The sequence below is a fragment of the Halomicrobium sp. HArcel3 genome (assembly GCF_058933135.1).
In genome coordinates this window covers 78623-94112 of record NZ_JBZYDN010000006.1, presented here as the reverse complement: position 1 = coordinate 94112, position 15490 = coordinate 78623, and the positions used below count along the sequence as shown (strand labels likewise).

The 15490-nt window shown below is 65.5% G+C and carries 16 protein-coding genes; 7 read left to right on the top strand and 9 right to left on the bottom strand.

What is annotated here, in order from left to right:
* Nucleotides 1-606 precede the first annotated feature (606 nt).
* A complete protein-coding gene (locus AC5FRV_RS15300; protein WP_493561958.1) occupies nucleotides 607-1959 on the top strand; it encodes a Cdc6/Cdc18 family protein in 1353 nt (450 codons plus the stop codon).
* 348 nt (nucleotides 1960-2307) lie between these two features.
* Here AC5FRV_RS15300 and AC5FRV_RS15295 read toward each other — a convergent pair whose 3' ends face one another.
* From AC5FRV_RS15295 to AC5FRV_RS15275, 5 genes are all read right to left on the bottom strand, one after another.
* Nucleotides 2308-2604, bottom strand: a complete 297-nt coding sequence (locus AC5FRV_RS15295; protein WP_493561957.1) for a HalOD1 output domain-containing protein — start codon at nucleotides 2602-2604, stop codon at nucleotides 2308-2310.
* A gap of 392 nt (nucleotides 2605-2996) precedes the next feature.
* Nucleotides 2997-3599 carry a DUF7344 domain-containing protein gene (locus AC5FRV_RS15290; protein WP_493561956.1) on the bottom strand — a complete coding sequence of 201 codons (603 nt, stop codon included), beginning with the start codon at nucleotides 3597-3599 and terminating at the stop codon, nucleotides 2997-2999.
* A 409-nt stretch (nucleotides 3600-4008) separates the two neighbouring features.
* A complete protein-coding gene (locus AC5FRV_RS15285) occupies nucleotides 4009-5379 on the bottom strand; it encodes a nucleotide sugar dehydrogenase (RefSeq protein ID WP_493561955.1) in 1371 nt (456 codons plus the stop codon).
* A complete protein-coding gene (locus tag AC5FRV_RS15280; protein ID WP_493561954.1) occupies nucleotides 5360-6361 on the bottom strand; it encodes a Gfo/Idh/MocA family oxidoreductase in 1002 nt (333 codons plus the stop codon). Before AC5FRV_RS15280 ends, AC5FRV_RS15285 begins: the two co-directional genes overlap by 20 nt.
* Nucleotides 6354-7397 carry a DegT/DnrJ/EryC1/StrS family aminotransferase gene (locus AC5FRV_RS15275; protein WP_493562074.1) on the bottom strand — a complete coding sequence of 348 codons (1044 nt, stop codon included), beginning with the start codon at nucleotides 7395-7397 and terminating at the stop codon, nucleotides 6354-6356. The genes AC5FRV_RS15280 and AC5FRV_RS15275 overlap by 8 nt, the downstream gene beginning before the upstream one ends.
* A 505-nt stretch (nucleotides 7398-7902) precedes the next feature.
* On the opposite strand from AC5FRV_RS15275, the gene AC5FRV_RS15270 reads away from it, so the two are divergent.
* Together AC5FRV_RS15270 and AC5FRV_RS15265 are read left to right on the top strand one after the other, a co-directional pair.
* A complete protein-coding gene (locus tag AC5FRV_RS15270) occupies nucleotides 7903-8433 on the top strand; it encodes a DUF7344 domain-containing protein (protein WP_143117755.1) in 531 nt (176 codons plus the stop codon).
* Between the two features lie 181 nt (nucleotides 8434-8614).
* A complete protein-coding gene (locus AC5FRV_RS15265; RefSeq protein WP_089818571.1) occupies nucleotides 8615-8893 on the top strand; it encodes a winged helix-turn-helix domain-containing protein in 279 nt (92 codons plus the stop codon).
* A 52-nt stretch (nucleotides 8894-8945) separates the two neighbouring features.
* Here AC5FRV_RS15265 and AC5FRV_RS15260 read toward each other — a convergent pair whose 3' ends face one another.
* The 3 genes from AC5FRV_RS15260 to AC5FRV_RS15250 form a co-directional block, all read right to left on the bottom strand.
* On the bottom strand, nucleotides 8946-9101 hold the full coding sequence (locus tag AC5FRV_RS15260; RefSeq protein ID WP_493561953.1) for a hypothetical protein: 156 nt from the start codon (nucleotides 9099-9101) through the stop codon (nucleotides 8946-8948).
* A 96-nt stretch (nucleotides 9102-9197) separates the two neighbouring features.
* Nucleotides 9198-9482, bottom strand: a complete 285-nt coding sequence (locus AC5FRV_RS15255) for a HalOD1 output domain-containing protein (protein ID WP_493561952.1) — start codon at nucleotides 9480-9482, stop codon at nucleotides 9198-9200.
* A 332-nt stretch (nucleotides 9483-9814) separates the two neighbouring features.
* Complete coding sequence (locus tag AC5FRV_RS15250) at nucleotides 9815-10729, bottom strand: NAD-dependent epimerase/dehydratase family protein (protein WP_493561951.1); 915 nt, start codon at nucleotides 10727-10729, stop codon at nucleotides 9815-9817.
* Nucleotides 10730-10909: 180 nt separating this feature from the next.
* Between AC5FRV_RS15250 and AC5FRV_RS15245 the strand changes: the two genes are divergently transcribed.
* The 4 genes from AC5FRV_RS15245 (at nucleotide 10910) to AC5FRV_RS15230 (ending at nucleotide 14264) form a co-directional block, all read left to right on the top strand.
* Nucleotides 10910-11431, top strand: coding sequence for a DUF7342 family protein (locus tag AC5FRV_RS15245; protein ID WP_493561950.1), 522 nt, complete (start codon nucleotides 10910-10912; stop codon nucleotides 11429-11431).
* 186 nt (nucleotides 11432-11617) lie between these two features.
* Entirely contained in the window at nucleotides 11618-12724 is a 1107-nt protein-coding gene (locus AC5FRV_RS15240) for a DegT/DnrJ/EryC1/StrS family aminotransferase (RefSeq protein WP_493561949.1), read from the top strand.
* Nucleotides 12721-13770: a Gfo/Idh/MocA family protein gene (locus AC5FRV_RS15235; protein ID WP_493561948.1), complete on the top strand. Its 1050-nt coding sequence runs from the start codon at nucleotides 12721-12723 to the stop codon at nucleotides 13768-13770. The genes AC5FRV_RS15240 and AC5FRV_RS15235 overlap by 4 nt, the downstream gene beginning before the upstream one ends.
* A gap of 113 nt (nucleotides 13771-13883) precedes the next feature.
* The gene (locus AC5FRV_RS15230; protein ID WP_493561947.1) at nucleotides 13884-14264 is read left to right on the top strand and encodes a hypothetical protein; all 381 of its coding nucleotides are present in this window, start codon (nucleotides 13884-13886) and stop codon (nucleotides 14262-14264) included.
* 328 nt (nucleotides 14265-14592) lie between these two features.
* On the opposite strand, the gene AC5FRV_RS15225 is transcribed toward AC5FRV_RS15230, so the two are convergent.
* A complete protein-coding gene (locus AC5FRV_RS15225; protein WP_493561946.1) occupies nucleotides 14593-15402 on the bottom strand; it encodes a methionyl-tRNA formyltransferase in 810 nt (269 codons plus the stop codon).
* Between the last annotated feature and the right edge of the window lie 88 nt (nucleotides 15403-15490).

Here is a 15490-nt window from a genome sequence, read left to right as displayed (position 1 = left end):
TCTATTCTCTAGAGGTATATCGAGAAATCCACCAAAACATTCGGAAGAGATGCTGCTCCTCGATTTCACGGTGCGTCGTTCCGACTGACCCACTGCTGCCTCGTTCGAACCGCTACACCCCTCCGCCGATTTCATTTCGCACACGGGGTGTGTGTCCCCTCCCCCTGGAGTCCTCCCAGTTCGCTCGAGTCCCCTCGAACCAGCCCACTCGATCGAGACTACTCGGGCGATGCCGTATCCCAACTAGCCGAAACCGGTTCCAGCCGGATCCAAATCGGGTTCGACGGATCGTTCCGGCCGTCTCTTCCCACTTCTGATGTCCGTAGACGTCACATTTCATTTCGCACACGGGGGGTGGGTCACTGTCTCTCCGACGATGTCTCGCCAGCGGTCGAACCCCTCGGGGTTTCATTTCGCACACGGGGTGTGTCCCCGGCCGGGAACAACTCCCCTCGGCAGACTGGCGGGAATTCATGAACTCGTTCGCGGTGTATTGTAAGAAATCCTATACGGGGGATAGAAGACCGGAGCTGTCGAATTCAGAAATATTTGCCATCGCACACGGTTGGCGTACTTTTTTATACTTTCCACTACCAGTACTCTCCAATGTCTGAGGGGGAGGAACAGGTCTCGGTCGACGACGACCAGCAGTCCATCCAGGAACGGCTCCAGGCCGGGACGCACAAGTCGGTGTTCCGGGACAAGAGCCTCGTCGAGCCGGACACCATCATCGACGAGAACCGCATCGTCGGCCGGGACGACCAGCTCGACGACATTATCACCTATCTCCGCCCCTCGATCCAGGGGGACCGGCCACCGAACATGCTCCTGTACGGCCCATCCGGGACGGGGAAGTCCCTCATCATAAATGCCGTCTGCGAACAGATCGTCGAGATCTCCGACTCGAACGGGCAGCGCTTCGGCGTCGTCGAGATCAACTGCCAGACGATCAAGTCCCACGACCGCGCGGTGTACAAGCTCGTGGAGACGGCCGCCGACAGCATCGGCATCGACCCCGGCGTCCCGCGCAAGGGCATCTCCACGGACGAGAAACTCGACCGGCTCTACGAGCTGATCAACGACAACTTCGACTCCGTCATCATCATCCTCGACGAGATCGACCTGCTCCACGGTCGGCGCCGCGGTACCAACGAGGAACCGGCCTACTCCCGGCTCCTCTACCAGCTCTCGCGAGCGGAGAAACTCGGGAAGATAGAGGGCTGTGTCTCCGTCGCGGCGCTCACCAACGACCCGGGGTTCATGGAGGACCTGGACGGGCGCGCCGAGAGTTCGTTCAACCCCCAGGACGTCGCGTTCCCGGACTACGACGCCAACCAGCTTCGGTCGATCCTCCGCCGTCGGCGCGACGCGTTCCGCGAGGACGCGCTCAAGGAGGACGTCATCCCGCTCATCGCCGCGTTCGCGGCCCAGAGCCACGGCGACGCGCGGAAGGCCATCGACCTCTTCCGGAAGGCCGGCGAGATCGCCAACCGGAACGACGCCGACGTCGTCACGGAGCCCCACGCCCGCAACGCCCAGGAGGAGTTCGAGAAGGACCGGACGCTCACCCAGATCGAGGGCCTCTCGACCCAGAAGAAGCTCTCGCTGTACGCGACCGCCGCGGTACAGGTGTACTCCGAGGAGGACATCGACTCCGTCCCGGGGACCGTCGGCTTCGCGGTGTACGAGTACCTCACCGACCTGCTCGACACCGACGAGAAGTCCCGCGACACCTACCTGCGGTACATGAACGAACTCGACACGTACGGGATGGTCACGTCCGAACGGCGGAGTCGCGGATTCGGCCGCGGCGTCCACAAGGAGTACACGTTCACGGACGACCCGGACGTCGTCGCCGAGACGCTTCGCGAGGACTCGCGTCTCTCCGACCTCGAGGCGGACGAGGACCTGGTCCGCTCCGTCGTCAACGCGCAGGTCGCGGACTTTCTCAGCAAGTGACCGCCGTTCGGTCGTGCGCGGTCTCCGAACCTGTCCCCGGGTGCACTGAGGGTCTGTCGCAACCTGCCCTGTGGACCCGTAGGAGGCCGTTTATCTCGCCGTAAACCACTCCTACTCAGACTCTCCAACCCGGATACTCCGATCTGAATCCTTCCAGTACGTCCTCTGTATCGACGGTTTTCTGCACATTTCATTTCGCACACGGGGGGTGGGTACAGCGCGCCGACCGACCCACTGGACGAAGTACGATGGCCGACCCACGAAACGACCGGACTCACTTCGGCGAAACGACCAGTTTCCCCCGCTGGAAGATCCGAACTCCCCGTTCGAGTTCCCACGCGATCGGGGCTAGTGCCTCTCGTCGAAGATGATACGGCCGCTGTTGTGAACGGTCACGGCGAAGCCGCTGTAGTCGAAGGAGACGGACGCGTCGCTCTCCGATTCGGCCGTTCGTCCCTCGAAGACTGCTGTCAGGGACTCCGTGTCGATGACCTTGCCGAGCGGCGGTAGCGAAACCGGGTCCTGGTCGAGTATCTCTCCGATGCCGACGACGACCGCTCTGCCGACGTCGGACGACCCGTCGAGCGGCATATCGACGTAATACTGGTCTGCACTGGCATCGTATTCGATGGAGATTCCATCCATGGAATAAACTGTGAACGAAACGAGCGCCCGACACTCAATATGTCTGTTGATGTCAATAATGAGGAGGGACTGGATCGCGCCGCTCCCACCGGACCGGTGGGATGGAGAGATTGTCCCCCCGCGACGGTGGCGCCGTCACAGTCCGTCGAACCGGTGCGTCGGTGGTCTGGAGTCGGACGGCGTCCGGAACGAATCCGGAGGCGGGCGGACAGCGGGCGCCCTGGGAAACTGAGGGCCGTCCCCAGGGCGCGGTCGGACAGGATACGCATCGTGGGCGGACGCCGCGGTCCCACGTGCCCCGGGTGGGACGATCGGCCGGCGTCCGACAACGGCCCCTTCGAGGCCGGGATGCGGTCGAATCTCGAGGAAAGGACGGGGCGAGCCCGATGACGCTACTCGTCGACCGAGGCCGCGTACGTCTGGTAGGCGGCGAGGCCGAGATAGGCGGCGACGACGGCGCCCAGGAGCACCTGGGTGAGCGCCGCGGTCAGGCCGGCGGCGAGCGAGAGGGCGATGGCGGCGATCCCGAGCCCGGAGAGCCCGAGGTAGTAGGTGTGCCAGCGCTGCTCGTCCGTCGTCACGGGGTCGAGGTACGGGTCGAGCTGGTCGACGTTGGCGCCGAGCTCGACGTAGCCACGGTCCTGGTTGAAGTTCACGATGTCCATGTCGTCCATCTTCGGCAGATGGCACTGGTAGAGGCCGACGTAGACGCGCTTGCGCTGACTCGACGTCAGCGCCTGCGTCGTCGTGTCGTTCTCCAGGGCGGCGACGTGCTCGGCGAGGTCGCTGAGCGACGTTCGCTCGCCCCGTTCCTCGAGATACCGGATGACGTCACGCCGACGGCGGTTCTTCAGGACCTCGAATATCAGGTCGAGGGACAGCTCTTCGGGTTCGGCGGGTGCTGTCGTCTCCGTCTGTTCGCTTTCGTTCTCTACGTCCTCTGAGTCGACGTCGTATTCCTGGCTTCGTTGTGGTGCTGTGTTCTGTGCGCTCATTTTGTGACCCCCTCACGGCCGCACGATGTGTGACCGTCAGTTCGTATTTCGGCGTTACACGCCGAGAGTAGTACGCGCCATCGGTGCGACGCACACCGGGCCGATCCGATTCCGGATGATCTCTCTCCGATTTGCCCACCGGGGCGAGCCCCCGAGTGCGTCCAAGTTACCGAAGCTCAGACACTTAATGGTTTGTAATTTTAAGACTGGTATACATGTGTTACTCTCTACCCAACTCGTGGTAATCGAGTCCAAATGCGGGGTAACGCCCCATTACTATCCGATAGAACGGGTGACGACGGCCCGTGTCCCCGGTTCCGCTGAGTCACGCTATCTATCGAGGTAGTGATGTCTCGTTCAGCGAAGCGAGCCGAGAACGGTCCCGATGGACTCCGGGGCTAACGATACGTTACTTCGTGCCGCGTCCGAGGGCGTAATGGGGCCGATCGCGCGTCCCGGACGCCAGCGCGCGGCGCGTGTCGAGGATGGCCGCGTCGCCGAACGCCGCCGGATCCAGCGACTCGAACTCGTCGTGGGCCGTCAGGAGCGCGACGGCGTCGAAGGCGTCTGTCTCGACGGCCGTCGTGGGCACGAAGGTCCCGGGCCACGACGCGACGTCGTCGGCCTCGAGCATCGGGTCGGTCAGCGTGACGTCGGCGCCGAGCTCGACGAGGTGGCGCGCGACTGCGCGTGCCGGTGCCTTGCGCGTCTCGGCGACGCCCGCGCGGTAGGTGGCGCCGAGCAACAGCACGGACGAATCCTCCAGGGCCTGGCGTCGGTCCGCGAGCAACTGGTCGACTTTCCGGACGACGAACTCCGACATCCGGTCGTTGACCGCTCGCGCGGTCCGGACCAGTGGGAGGTCGTAGTCGACCTGCTCGGTGAGGAAGTACGGGTACACCGGGATGCAGTGGCCGCCAACGCCCGGTCCTGGCGTGTGGATGTCGCAGAACGGCTGGGTGTTCGCGACGTCGATGGCCTCGGTGACGTCGACCGACAGGTCGTCGGTGAGCCGGCCGAGTTCGTTGGCCAGCGCGATGTTGACGTCGCGGTAGACGCCCTCGAACACCTTCACGCACTCCGCCGTCGTCGCGTCGTCCGTCTCGATGACGTCGTTGTCGGTGACCTGGTCGTAGATCAGCGCGGCGACGCGCGTGCTCTCGTCGTCGACGCCGCCGACGACCTTCGGGTACGACCCCCTGATATCTTCGAGCGCCCGGCCGCTGGAGGTCCGTTCGGGACAGAAGGCGAGGCCGAACGCTCCCTCGTCGAGCCCGCTCTCCTCACACAGCAGGGGCAGGACGACGTCCCGACACGTGCCCGGCGGGACCGTCGACTCGATGACCACGACGTCTCCCTCGCTCAGCCCCGCACCGATCGACTCGACCGCGGCCCGAAGTGTCGCGAGGTCGGGTTCGTTGTCGTCGGTGAGCAGCGTCGGGACGATGACGACGTGGACGCTCGCGGCCGACGCAGCAACCGTCGGCTCGTGGGTCGCCGACAATGCGCCCTCGTTCACCCGCTCTTCGACCAGTTCGGCGAGGCCGGGTTCGCCCTCGACGTGACAGCCGCCGGAATCGACGGTCTCGGCGACCGACTCGTCGACGTCGACGCCGACGACGTTGCCGGTCACCTCGGCGTAGACGCCGGCCAGCGGCAGCCCCATCTTGCCGAGGCCGTAGACGGCCACCGGCACCTCGCCGCTGACGAGCGCGACTCGCTGGCGCGCCTCGTCGAGGTCGGCGCCGTAGAGGCCCCGCTCAGACTGTCGTGACTTCACTCGGGTTCACCTCCGCTTCCCCGTGGACGCGCGACGTCGCGACGTCGCTGATCTGTTCGGCGACCGAGAGCGCCCGGAGCCCGTCGGCGCCGGTCACCTCTGGCTCGTGACCGTTCCGGGCCGCGTCGACGAACGACCGCAGTTCGCGCTTGAGCGGTTCGCCGCTGTCGACCGACGGCCGCTCGACGACGCTCTCGTGGCGGAAGCGCACGTCGCCGTCCTCGGTCTCGTACTCCGGCGACGAGTGGCGGTGGATCTCCACCGACTGGTCCATGTAGTCGACGTGGACCAGGCAGTCCCGGGCCGTGATCGACAGGTCGCGGATCTTCTCCTGGGTGACCCGACTGGCGGTGAGCGACCCGACGACGTCGCCCGAGAACTGCAACTGGGCGGCGACGTGGTCCTTGCCGCGCGCGCTCATGGCGGAGACGGCCTCCAGGTCGCGCTCGACCAGTGAGAGGACCAGGTCGATGTCGTGGATCATCAGGTCCATCACGATGTCGTCGTTGCCGTCGCGGTCGACCGGCGGGCCCAGCCGCCGGGCGGCGACGGCGATGACGTCCAGGTCGGGCAGCAGGTCGGCGAGGACGTCCACGACCGGGTTGAACCGCTCGATGTGGCCGACCTGGAGCGTCAGGTCCCGATCCCGGGCCATGCGGATCAGGTCCCGGCCATTCTCGGCGTCCGTGACGAACGGCTTCTCGACGAGGACGGACACGTCCCGTTGCATGGCCGACGTGGCGACGTCGTGGTGGTAGCCGGTCGGGACGGAGATGGATGTCACGTCCACGGCGTCGAGGAGCTCCTCGGTCGGGACGGCCTCGGTCCCGTAGGTGTTCGCAGTCGATTCCGCACGCGAGGCGTCCGCGTCGGCGACGCCGACGAGTTCGACGTTCGGCAGTTCGTTGTAGACCCGTGCGTGGTGACTTCCCATGGAGCCGACGCCGACGACGCCAGCCCGCAGTATCTCTCTGTTAGTCATGTGAGTACTCGGCGAGTGCAGTCGCGACGGCGGTCCGGTCGCGGTCGGTGAGGTTCGGGTGGACGGGGATCGAGAGGACGTCCTCGGTCGCCTGCTCGGCGTTGGGCGCCCCGTGGTCGACGTCCTCGTAGGCGGGCTGTTCGTGGATGGCAGTCGGGTAGTACACCGCCGAGTCGACGCCGTACTCGCTCAGATGCGCCTGGAGGTCGTCGCGGTCCTCGGCCCGGATCGTGTACTGGTGGTACGAGTGGCGATATCCGTCCGGCTCGACCGGCGCCCGGATCGGGCTGTCGCGCAGCGCGTCCGTGTACCGGGCGGCGTTCTCCCGGCGGGCCTGGACGTACCCGGAGAGCTTCTGGAGCTGGACGCGGCCGATGGCGGCCGCCAGGTCGGTCATGCGGAAGTTGTGACCGACGCGCTGGTGGCGGTTGTCGTCGTCGCGCCCGTGATTGATGAACGCGGCCGCGCGCTCGGCCACGTCCGCGCAGTCGGTTGTTATCATCCCGCCCTCGCCCGTGGTCATGTTCTTCGTCGGGTAAAAGGAGAAACAGGCCACGTCGCCGAGCGAGCCGACCCGGTCGCCGTCGAATTCGGCCCCGTGGGCCTGGGCGGCGTCCTCGATCAGCGGGACGTCGTAGCGGTCGGCGACGTCCCGGAGGCGGTCCATCGGTGCGGGGAGCCCGTACAGGTGGACGGCCAGGATGGCGTCGACGTCGCCGTCCAGGGCACGAATCTTCGCCTCGACCGCGCTCGGGTCGAGGTTGTACGTCGACGGGTTGACGTCGGCGAAGACCGGTTCGGCCCCGACGAGGCGGACGGCGTTCGCCGTCGCGACGAACGACAGGGGCGTGGTGAGGACCGTGTCCCCCTCGCCGAGGTCGAGGGCTTCCAGTGCGGTGTGGAGGGCCGTCGTTCCGTTGCTCGTCGCGACGCCGTGGTCGACGCCGCAGTAGCTGGCGAACTCTGCTTCGAACGACTGGACGGTCTCGCCGGCGCTGAGCTGGCCCGACGCGAGTACGTCGCGGACGCTGGCCATCTCGCGTTCACCGACGTCCGGGTCGGCGATAGCGACCGTCGGTCGGACGTCCTGCGAGGCGGTCACGTCCGCCCACCTCCGGGCGGCGAAGTGGTCCGGGAGGGCCCCGGGCGGCGGCCCGTAAATTCGGGATTACGCCGCCGAACTGGCCGTCTTCCGTCGGCGACAGTGGAAATCACTGCGACTGTAGTGCGTTCCGTCACAGTCACAGCTATCGATCAAATGACGTTTTGTTATGTGCGCGTTTTCGGCGGTAAAGCGCCGCTTCGGGGGATACGGCGGTCTTACCGCCAGAACTGGTGAAATAAGCCCGTCTTGAACAGCCGCCCCATTCCCGTCGCAGGGGCCTCCTGCGGCCGATCGAATGCGGCGCCTTTACTGATTGATTGTTGATAAGCTGGTTGTAACAAAGGGGTGGACACTTGTTTCGTCGGTGTGGTCATCGCTTCGCCTACTGACTGCCCGCAACCAGCGTACTCCCGGTGAAAACCACTCGTAGGTCCTGATGTCGTCAAAACACCCAGACATCTCACAAAGTGACGTGTTCGACGTCTTGAGCAATCCGAGACGTCGGTTCGTCCTGTACTATCTGCGTGAGATCGACGATACAGTCGAACTGAACGAGCTGGCAAAGGCGATCGCTGCGTGGGAGAACGACACCGACGAATCGGAACTCACAGACCAGGATCGAAAGCGAGTGTACGTCTCACTGTATCAGACCCACATCCCGAAGCTCACCGACGTCGGGCTCGTGGAGTACGACCAGGACAGCGGCACCGTGCACCTCACGGACCGGACCTCGGTCATCGACGACTATCTCACCGATAGCGATTCGTCGATTCCGTGGCACTACCTGTACCTGGGACTGTCGGCCGTGGGCGCGCTCGTGTTCGTACTCGCGTGGCTCGAGGTCGGCCTGTTCGGGGCCATCCCGCTCCTGGCGGTCGGTGGCCTCCTGGTGGCGAGTTTTCTGGTTCTCTCGGTGGCCCACTACGTCTCGACCGCTCGCCAGCACATCGAGATGCCGCCGGAGTGAGTGGTGGTTCCGCGCTCGTACCGACAAACGTCTGCCTACTGTGAACGGGAAACCAGAAACGACGAAATGACTAAACACGACACTCTCGAACTCCGAGACGGAGACCGACCGATAGCACGCGCCGACCGTAGCGGGCGAGCCAGCGTCCGGCGCTACTGTCGGGGAGGATCTGGATACTGACATGGTCGCGACCGAATGGGACGACGTGAGCTACGTCATCAGCTCCCGGTACAGGATCGCAACGCTTCGGCGTCTGTCCGACGGACCGGCGACGCCCTCGCGGATCGCGGACGACACCGGCCTGAGCGTCGCGCACGTCTCGCGTGCGCTCCAGGAACTACGGGACCACGAACTCGTCGAGCTCCTGGTCTCGGAAGACAGGAAGAAGGGACGCGTCTACGGCATCACCGACCGCGGCAATCAGGTGTGGGAGACGATCGAGACAGAGAACATGACCTGAGCGTCGGCCGTAACGACGCACCCCTCGGTCGGTACTGCACAACTGTTGGTCGTCACTTGTCCCGACGCGCGCCCTCGGCACCGTCTCTGGTCTCCGAGAGCGCCTCGCTGCAGTCCGGGAGCAACTGCTCGGGACAGCGCTGGTGCTTCGGTGTCTCCGCGAACTCCGCGATACGCTGCCATTCGCTTTCCGTCAATCGACCGTTCATGAACACGCGATCACAGGGGTCTCGGGCCGAAAGTAATGTCCTGCTTAGCGAGTGGGTGCAGACCGGTAGCCAATCGGACCTGCAGTCAAGTACCGATTACTCGACGTCGACGGGATCGACGAGCACGTCCCCGTTTCCGGTGACCGTGATCGTGAATCCCTCGTGACGGAACGTCACGTAGGCGTTCTCCGCCGCTCGGCCGTCGAAGAGCGCGTCTAATGCCTCCGGGTCGACGGACTCGGCCAGCGGCCGGAGCGCCTCGATCGCTGTGTCGCTCTCCTCGGCCAGTCGATACGCCACGCGCGTGCTGGGTGGGTTCGAACGGCTCTCGCTCGCAGGTGCTGCCACCCCTTCCCCACCATCGGTACTGGGATAGGTCATATCCTCTCGATCACTCGTTTCCCTATATGTGTTTGTTGGTCGTTCGAATCGGCCCGCTCCGCGTCCGGCGAACTCGATCCGGCGGCTCCCGGCAGTAGCGACCTCCTTACCGAACGAACGGTCGGGTCATTTATCAGGGAACGCGTTCACGGATCGGCGACTCGTCGGTTCGGCCGGTCGGGAGCGCGCTCCGAGGATGGCCGCTCGCGACCGAGGACGACCGATCCGGTCCTATCCGGCGATTCGACGTCGGCGGTCAGGCGGGTTCGGTCCCTCGTCTCGGCCCGGAGTGGCGCGCGCCTGCGTAGAACGTGATCAGCGGCTGGTAGCCACTACGCGATCGTCGTCGCGAGTCCGTCCCGGAGCGAGACGGTCGGTTCGAACCCGAGTTCGTCCCTGGCCTTCGAGACGTCGGCGCAGCTGCGCTGGATGTCGTTGGGCCGCGGGTCGACGTGTTCGATAGGGACGTCCGCGCCGACGACGTCGCGGACGATTTCCGCCAGTTCGCGGACCGTGACGCTCGACCCGGTGCCGACGTTGTACGCGCTGCCCCGTTCTGCCGTCGTCGCCGCCAGCCGATTCGCCGCCACCACGTCGTCGACGTGGACGAAGTCGCGCGTCTGGTCGCCCTCGCCCTCGACGGTGATCGGGTCGCCGGCGCGGGCCTGGTCGAGGAAGACGCTGATGACGCCGCTGTACTGGCCGGTCTGGCGCGGCCCGTAGATGTTGAAGTACCTGAGCGCCACTGTCTCCAGTCCGTACTGCTCCGCGTACACGCGCGCGTATTCGTCGTTCGCCAGCTTCTCGACGCCGTAGGGCGAGGTGGGGCGTTTGGGAGCCGACTCCGGGACCGGGACCGACTCGGGGTGGCCGTAGATCGCTGCACTCGACGCCAGCACGACTCGGCTGTCGGTCTGGCGGGCGACGTCGAGCAACTGGAGCGTCGCCGTCCCGTTCACGCCGTGGCAGTCCATCGGCGCCTCGACGGAGGCGGGGACGGAGACCATCGCCGCCTCGTGGAAGACGACGTCCGCACCGTCCATCGCCTCCCGCACCGTCGCCCGGTCGCGGACGTCTCCTTCGATCAGTCTCGCGTGCGCGGGAACGTCGCCGGCGTCGCCGTTCGAGAGGTCGTCGAGGACGCGCACCTCGGCCGCGTCGGTCAGCGATTCGGCGAGGTGGCTCCCGACGAACCCCGCGCCGCCGGTTACGAGTACCGTCTGCCCGGTCAGGTCGCCGTCGGTCATGTTGTCCCCGACGATTCGATGAACGCGTAAAGTAATACCGCTACCAACATGTTCCGCCGGCCGGAAGTCGGTGCCTTCGCGCGAATTCGACAATTGCCGCCTCACTGTCGACTCACGGAGCGACGAGTAACGCGCACCCGCCCGTCAACTACTATAGTCCCCACACTGCAATACTCGCGCATGCCAGGGGAGCCGACACCGCCCGTCGACTCGTCGCTCTCCAACGAATTTGCGGACGAGTTGGCGTCACAGCCGGCCGACGAACGCGTCTATCGCGCGGCGCTCCAGCTTCACGAGCCGACGCGAGTCGCGACTATCGCGGAGCGGGCCGACTGTGCCGTCGACACCGCTCGCCGACACCTTCGCAAACTCGCCGACATCGGCGTCCTCGAACAGACGGGCGAGAGTCCGGACACGTTCGCTCGCAACGATTCGTACTTCGAGTGGCGAAAGCGAAACCGCCTGGCTCAACTGTCACGGGCCGAACTTCGGGACCGATTGCACGAATTAGCGAATCAGGCGGCGTCGTTACGGGAACGGTTCGACGCCGATCGACCGTCCGACGTCGACGCGCTCGAACACGCTGACCGTGTCGACGTCGAGGCCGTGAGGCGGGACCTCGTCGACTGGCAGACCATTCGCGAGCAGATCGAACGTCTGGAGACAGTTCGCCAGAATCGGGACCAGTGGGACGAAGCCTAACCCCACTCGCCGGCAAGCCAAACTCAATTCTCGCGAACAGGCACTCCCTGCCGCTCGCTCCCTCGCGCTTCCAGATCGCCGTCAGTTACCGGCAACATCCTCCGATCCCGTTCAGCGACGCCTAAAAACGGCGGCTCTGGGGTACTTTCTCTATAACAAACCGTCCGCGAGTGGCCGGTATAGTCGATGACGGAATCGGTTGCGTTTACAGACATCGCAGTTGACGACGAGATGGTCGCTCGCGTCGAGGAGGCTCTCCGCTCGGGGCGGTTCGTCAAGGGACCGCTCGTCGAACAGTTCGAAGCGGCGTTTGCGGAAGCGTGCGACGCCGAGCACGCCGTCGCGGTCAACAGCGGGACGGACGCCATCTACCTGGCGCTGAAGTCGGTCGGCGTCGGCGAGGGCGACCAGGTCATCGTCCCGGCCCACACCTTCTTCGCGAGCGCGAGCCCGATACTCGAACTCGGCGCCGAACCGGTGTTCGTCGACGTCGACCCGCTGACCTACACCATCGACGTCGACCACCTCGGCCGGGCGGCCGAGCGCAGCGAGAACGCCGAGGCCATCGTCCCCGTACACCTCTACGGCCATCCGGCGGACATGAAGGGGATCCGGCGCGTGGCGCGTCGGCACGACCTGGCGGTCGTCGAGGACTCCTGTCAGGCCCACGGCGCGACCTACGAGGGCCAGCCGACGGGAGGCCTGGGCGACGTGGGCTGCTTCAGCTTCTACCCGTCGAAGAACATGACCGTCGGCGGCGACGGCGGCATCCTGACCACGGACGACGCCGAGATTGCCCGGCGCGCTCGCCAGTACCGCAACCACGGCCGCAACGGCGACGGCGAGCACGTCCGCCTGGGGCTGAACCACCGGATGGGCGACGTCAGCGCTGCGTTCGCGCTCGAACAGCTCTCGCACCTGGCAGACTGGAACGCCGGACGCCAGCGAGCGGCCGAGCGCTATCGCGACCGCCTCGAATCGGTGACGGCGGTCCGCCTCCCCCACGAACGGGGCGACGTGGAGCACGTCTACCACCTGTTCGTGATCCAGAGCGACGAGCGCGACGAGCTCCGGGACCACCTCGAATCGCAGGGCATCGACACGGGCATCCACTACGAGACGGCGGTCCACCAGACCGAGGCCGTCCGCGCCGAGATGGCGTCGGTGCCGACGCTGCCCCGGACCGAACGCATCGTCGACCGCATCCTCTCGCTGCCGATGCATCCGCGAATCACCGACGAAGAGGTCGACCGCGTGTGTGACGCGATCGAGAACTTCTACGGTGAACGATGAACTACGGCGTCGTCGGCACGGGCTACTGGGGAAAGAACCACGTCCGGGTCGCCGCGGAGCTGCGCGACCAGGGCCGCATCGACGACATCGTCCTCTGCGACGTCGACGAGGACCGCGTCTCGGAGATGGCCGAGACCTACGGCGTCGACTACGTCACCGACGTCGGCGACCTCGACGTCGACGCCGCGACGGTCGCGACGCCTTCCACTACCCACGAGGGCATCGCGACGGATCTCCTCTCCCGGGACACCGACCTCCTGGTCGAGAAGCCCCTCGCGCTGGACAGCGACGCGGCCTGGGCCATCGTCGACGCGGCCGAGCACAACGACTGCTCGCTCGGCGTCGGCCACATCTTCCGCTACCACCCCGCACTGGGCGAACTCAAGCGCCGTATCGACCGCGGGGAACTCGGCCGCATCAAGTACCTCCACACGCGCCGGTACACGTTCCGCATCCCGCGGGCCACCACTGGTGTCCTCTACTCGCTGGCGGTCCACGACGTCGACACGTACAACTACCTGCTCGACGGCCTGCCGGAGTCGATCCACTGCAAGATGGACGACTTCGTCCGCGAGGGCATCGACGAGACGGCGACGATGACGCTGGACTACGGCAACACGACCGGCGTCATCAACTCCTCCTGGCAGGTCCCCGCCTTCGGCAAGACCCGAGACCTCGTCGTAGTCGGCTCCAACCGCTCGGCGCGGCTGGACTACCTGGAGAACACGGAACTCGAGATCTTCGACGCGGAGGTGTACTCCGACCGCGACGGCCAGCTCACCTCCCGGAACGACGGCTCTATCGTCCACACCACGGAGAAGCGCGAGCCGCTGAAAGCCGAGATCGAGGCGTTCGTCGACGCCAGCCTGGAGGGCGAGGATCCACCTGCCAGCGGCCGCGTCGGCGCTGAGACCGTCGAACTGCTCGAACGCGCCGAGGAGTCCGCCGACGAGGGGCGCGTCGTCCACCCGACCGACGTCGGTCGTCCCGAACGACAGCCGACCGCCGTTAACTCCGCCGTGAACTCCGAAAGCAGCGACGACTAGCGCCGTCGGTTCTCTTCGCCCGACTGCTGCCCTTTATCGTCATCGTTCGCGAGTGTGAGGGTTTGTACAGGCCCCCCAATCGTTACGCCACTCTGTGCAATACGTGCTCATGTATGGGCAAGCGCGACGACTCCCGCCGGGCCCACTTTCAGTCGCCCGAGTACTTGGTGGACAGACTCGACGCGATAGCCGACCTCTTCGGAACGGACCGGACCGACCTCCTCGTCGAGGCCATCCGTGAGTACGTCGAGGAGACCGCCGAGAACGAGACGTTCCAGCAGCTGGTCGCGACGAAGTACTACGAGGGCGAACTGGAGTTCGAGACGGTCAAACAGCTGGTCGGCGCCGAGAGCGCCCAGCGATTCCGTCTCCTCAAGGCTGACTTGAACGGCGAAGCGTTCGACATCGCCGCTCCGGACGACGTCGACGTGTACGACGGCGAGGTTCGCACAGTCGACCCTGACGACCCAGTCGACGACGCGGACGGGGCATGAGCGACCGGCCGCAACTGCGCTCGGTCGTGGCCGACACGAGCGCGCTCGTCAGTCTCGCTGTTCCACGGACGATCGCGGAGTACGACGCCGAGTCGAATCCGGATCCACTCGCGTTTCTGGCCCCTCGGCCGTCGTTTTCGCTACGCAGTCAATACGTCCCCGACGTCGTCGACCGTGAACACGATTCCCAAAACGTACTCCAGAGTATGATACTCTGAAGTATGATACTCTAGAGTATTTTTCTGACTAACCAGCGAACGCCGTCGGCTACCTACGTTTTCACACCGAGAGAGTCTCGGCGTTCACACTGGGGAGGATGTCATTACCTTCAGTCGCCCGCCGCTACCTCCTCTAGAACGTACTCGTAGTCAGACGCCGTCAGGTAGAGCTTCCGGCCGTCCTCCAGTTCCACCCACGCGGGCTCGAACGGCGGGAAGTCGAGCGCCCGGACCTTGTCGTACACCTCGTCCTGGCGCTCGGGGTCGGTCAGCGTCTCGGGGTCGATGGCCTTCTCGCCGTCGAGGCTGGCCTTGGTGTAGAAGTAGCGCTCGCCGGGGTACTCCGCCTGGGGCGTGCCCATCTCCAGGATCTCGCCGGAGACCATCGCGGGGAGCATCTCCTCGAACAGGTCGACAGAGGCGCCCTCGATGCGCTCGTACAGTTCGCGGGCGGTGTCGTCCTCGCCGATCTCGACGAAGTTGCGGGCGATGACGTCGCCGGCGTCGACCTCTTCGGCCATGAAGTGCATCGTCGTCCCGTACTGCCAGTGGTCGTCGTCGCGGGCGTTCATGATCGCGTGGCTGATCACGTTCGACCCGCGGTAGCGCGGCAACTCGGCCTGGTGGAGGTTGATCGAGGCCTTCTCGGGGTGGTTCAGCATCTCTGCGCCGAGGATGTTGGGGTAGTATACCGACAGCAGGTAGTCGACGTCGCGCTCCAGGACCTGGGACTCCTCGTCGATGGTCACGACGTCGTGGCCCAGCTCAGTCGCCAGGTCGTACAGCGACCCGTCCCACCAGTTGTCCTCGTCGGGGCCGTAGGTGACCACGAGTTCGACGTCGGTGTCGGGATGGTCGGTCGCGATTTCGAGACACTGCTCGCCGAGCGGGTGACTGCCCATGAACGCTATCGACGTCATCTGCTAATCGCTAGTGGATCTGGAGAGTTTGTTATAGGCGGCCTGCGGCGCCGCGGCCTCGGTCGTAACGCCGTAACCGACCGGCTAC

Excerpts from the sequence above, each read along its gene's own strand:
- AC5FRV_RS15280 (WP_493561954.1), bottom strand. The coding sequence starts at position 6,361 with ATGACTAACAGAGAGATACTGCGGGCTGGCGTCGTCGGCGTCGGCTCC.
- AC5FRV_RS15235 (WP_493561948.1), top strand. The coding sequence starts at position 12,721 with ATGAACTACGGCGTCGTCGGCACGGGCTACTGGGGAAAGAACCACGTC.
- AC5FRV_RS15260 (WP_493561953.1), bottom strand. The coding sequence starts at position 9,101 with ATGAACGGTCGATTGACGGAAAGCGAATGGCAGCGTATCGCGGAGTTC.
- AC5FRV_RS15300 (WP_493561958.1), top strand. The coding sequence starts at position 607 with ATGTCTGAGGGGGAGGAACAGGTCTCGGTCGACGACGACCAGCAGTCC.
- AC5FRV_RS15240 (WP_493561949.1), top strand. The coding sequence starts at position 11,618 with ATGACGGAATCGGTTGCGTTTACAGACATCGCAGTTGACGACGAGATG.
- AC5FRV_RS15265 (WP_089818571.1), top strand. The coding sequence starts at position 8,615 with ATGGTCGCGACCGAATGGGACGACGTGAGCTACGTCATCAGCTCCCGG.
- AC5FRV_RS15250 (WP_493561951.1), bottom strand. The coding sequence starts at position 10,729 with ATGACCGACGGCGACCTGACCGGGCAGACGGTACTCGTAACCGGCGGC.
- AC5FRV_RS15290 (WP_493561956.1), bottom strand. The coding sequence starts at position 3,599 with ATGAGCGCACAGAACACAGCACCACAACGAAGCCAGGAATACGACGTC.
- AC5FRV_RS15295 (WP_493561957.1), bottom strand. The coding sequence starts at position 2,604 with ATGGATGGAATCTCCATCGAATACGATGCCAGTGCAGACCAGTATTAC.
- AC5FRV_RS15270 (WP_143117755.1), top strand. The coding sequence starts at position 7,903 with ATGTCGTCAAAACACCCAGACATCTCACAAAGTGACGTGTTCGACGTC.
- AC5FRV_RS15230 (WP_493561947.1), top strand. The coding sequence starts at position 13,884 with ATGGGCAAGCGCGACGACTCCCGCCGGGCCCACTTTCAGTCGCCCGAG.
- AC5FRV_RS15255 (WP_493561952.1), bottom strand. The coding sequence starts at position 9,482 with ATGACCTATCCCAGTACCGATGGTGGGGAAGGGGTGGCAGCACCTGCG.
- AC5FRV_RS15225 (WP_493561946.1), bottom strand. The coding sequence starts at position 15,402 with ATGACGTCGATAGCGTTCATGGGCAGTCACCCGCTCGGCGAGCAGTGT.
- AC5FRV_RS15245 (WP_493561950.1), top strand. The coding sequence starts at position 10,910 with ATGCCAGGGGAGCCGACACCGCCCGTCGACTCGTCGCTCTCCAACGAA.
- AC5FRV_RS15275 (WP_493562074.1), bottom strand. The coding sequence starts at position 7,397 with ATGGCCAGCGTCCGCGACGTACTCGCGTCGGGCCAGCTCAGCGCCGGC.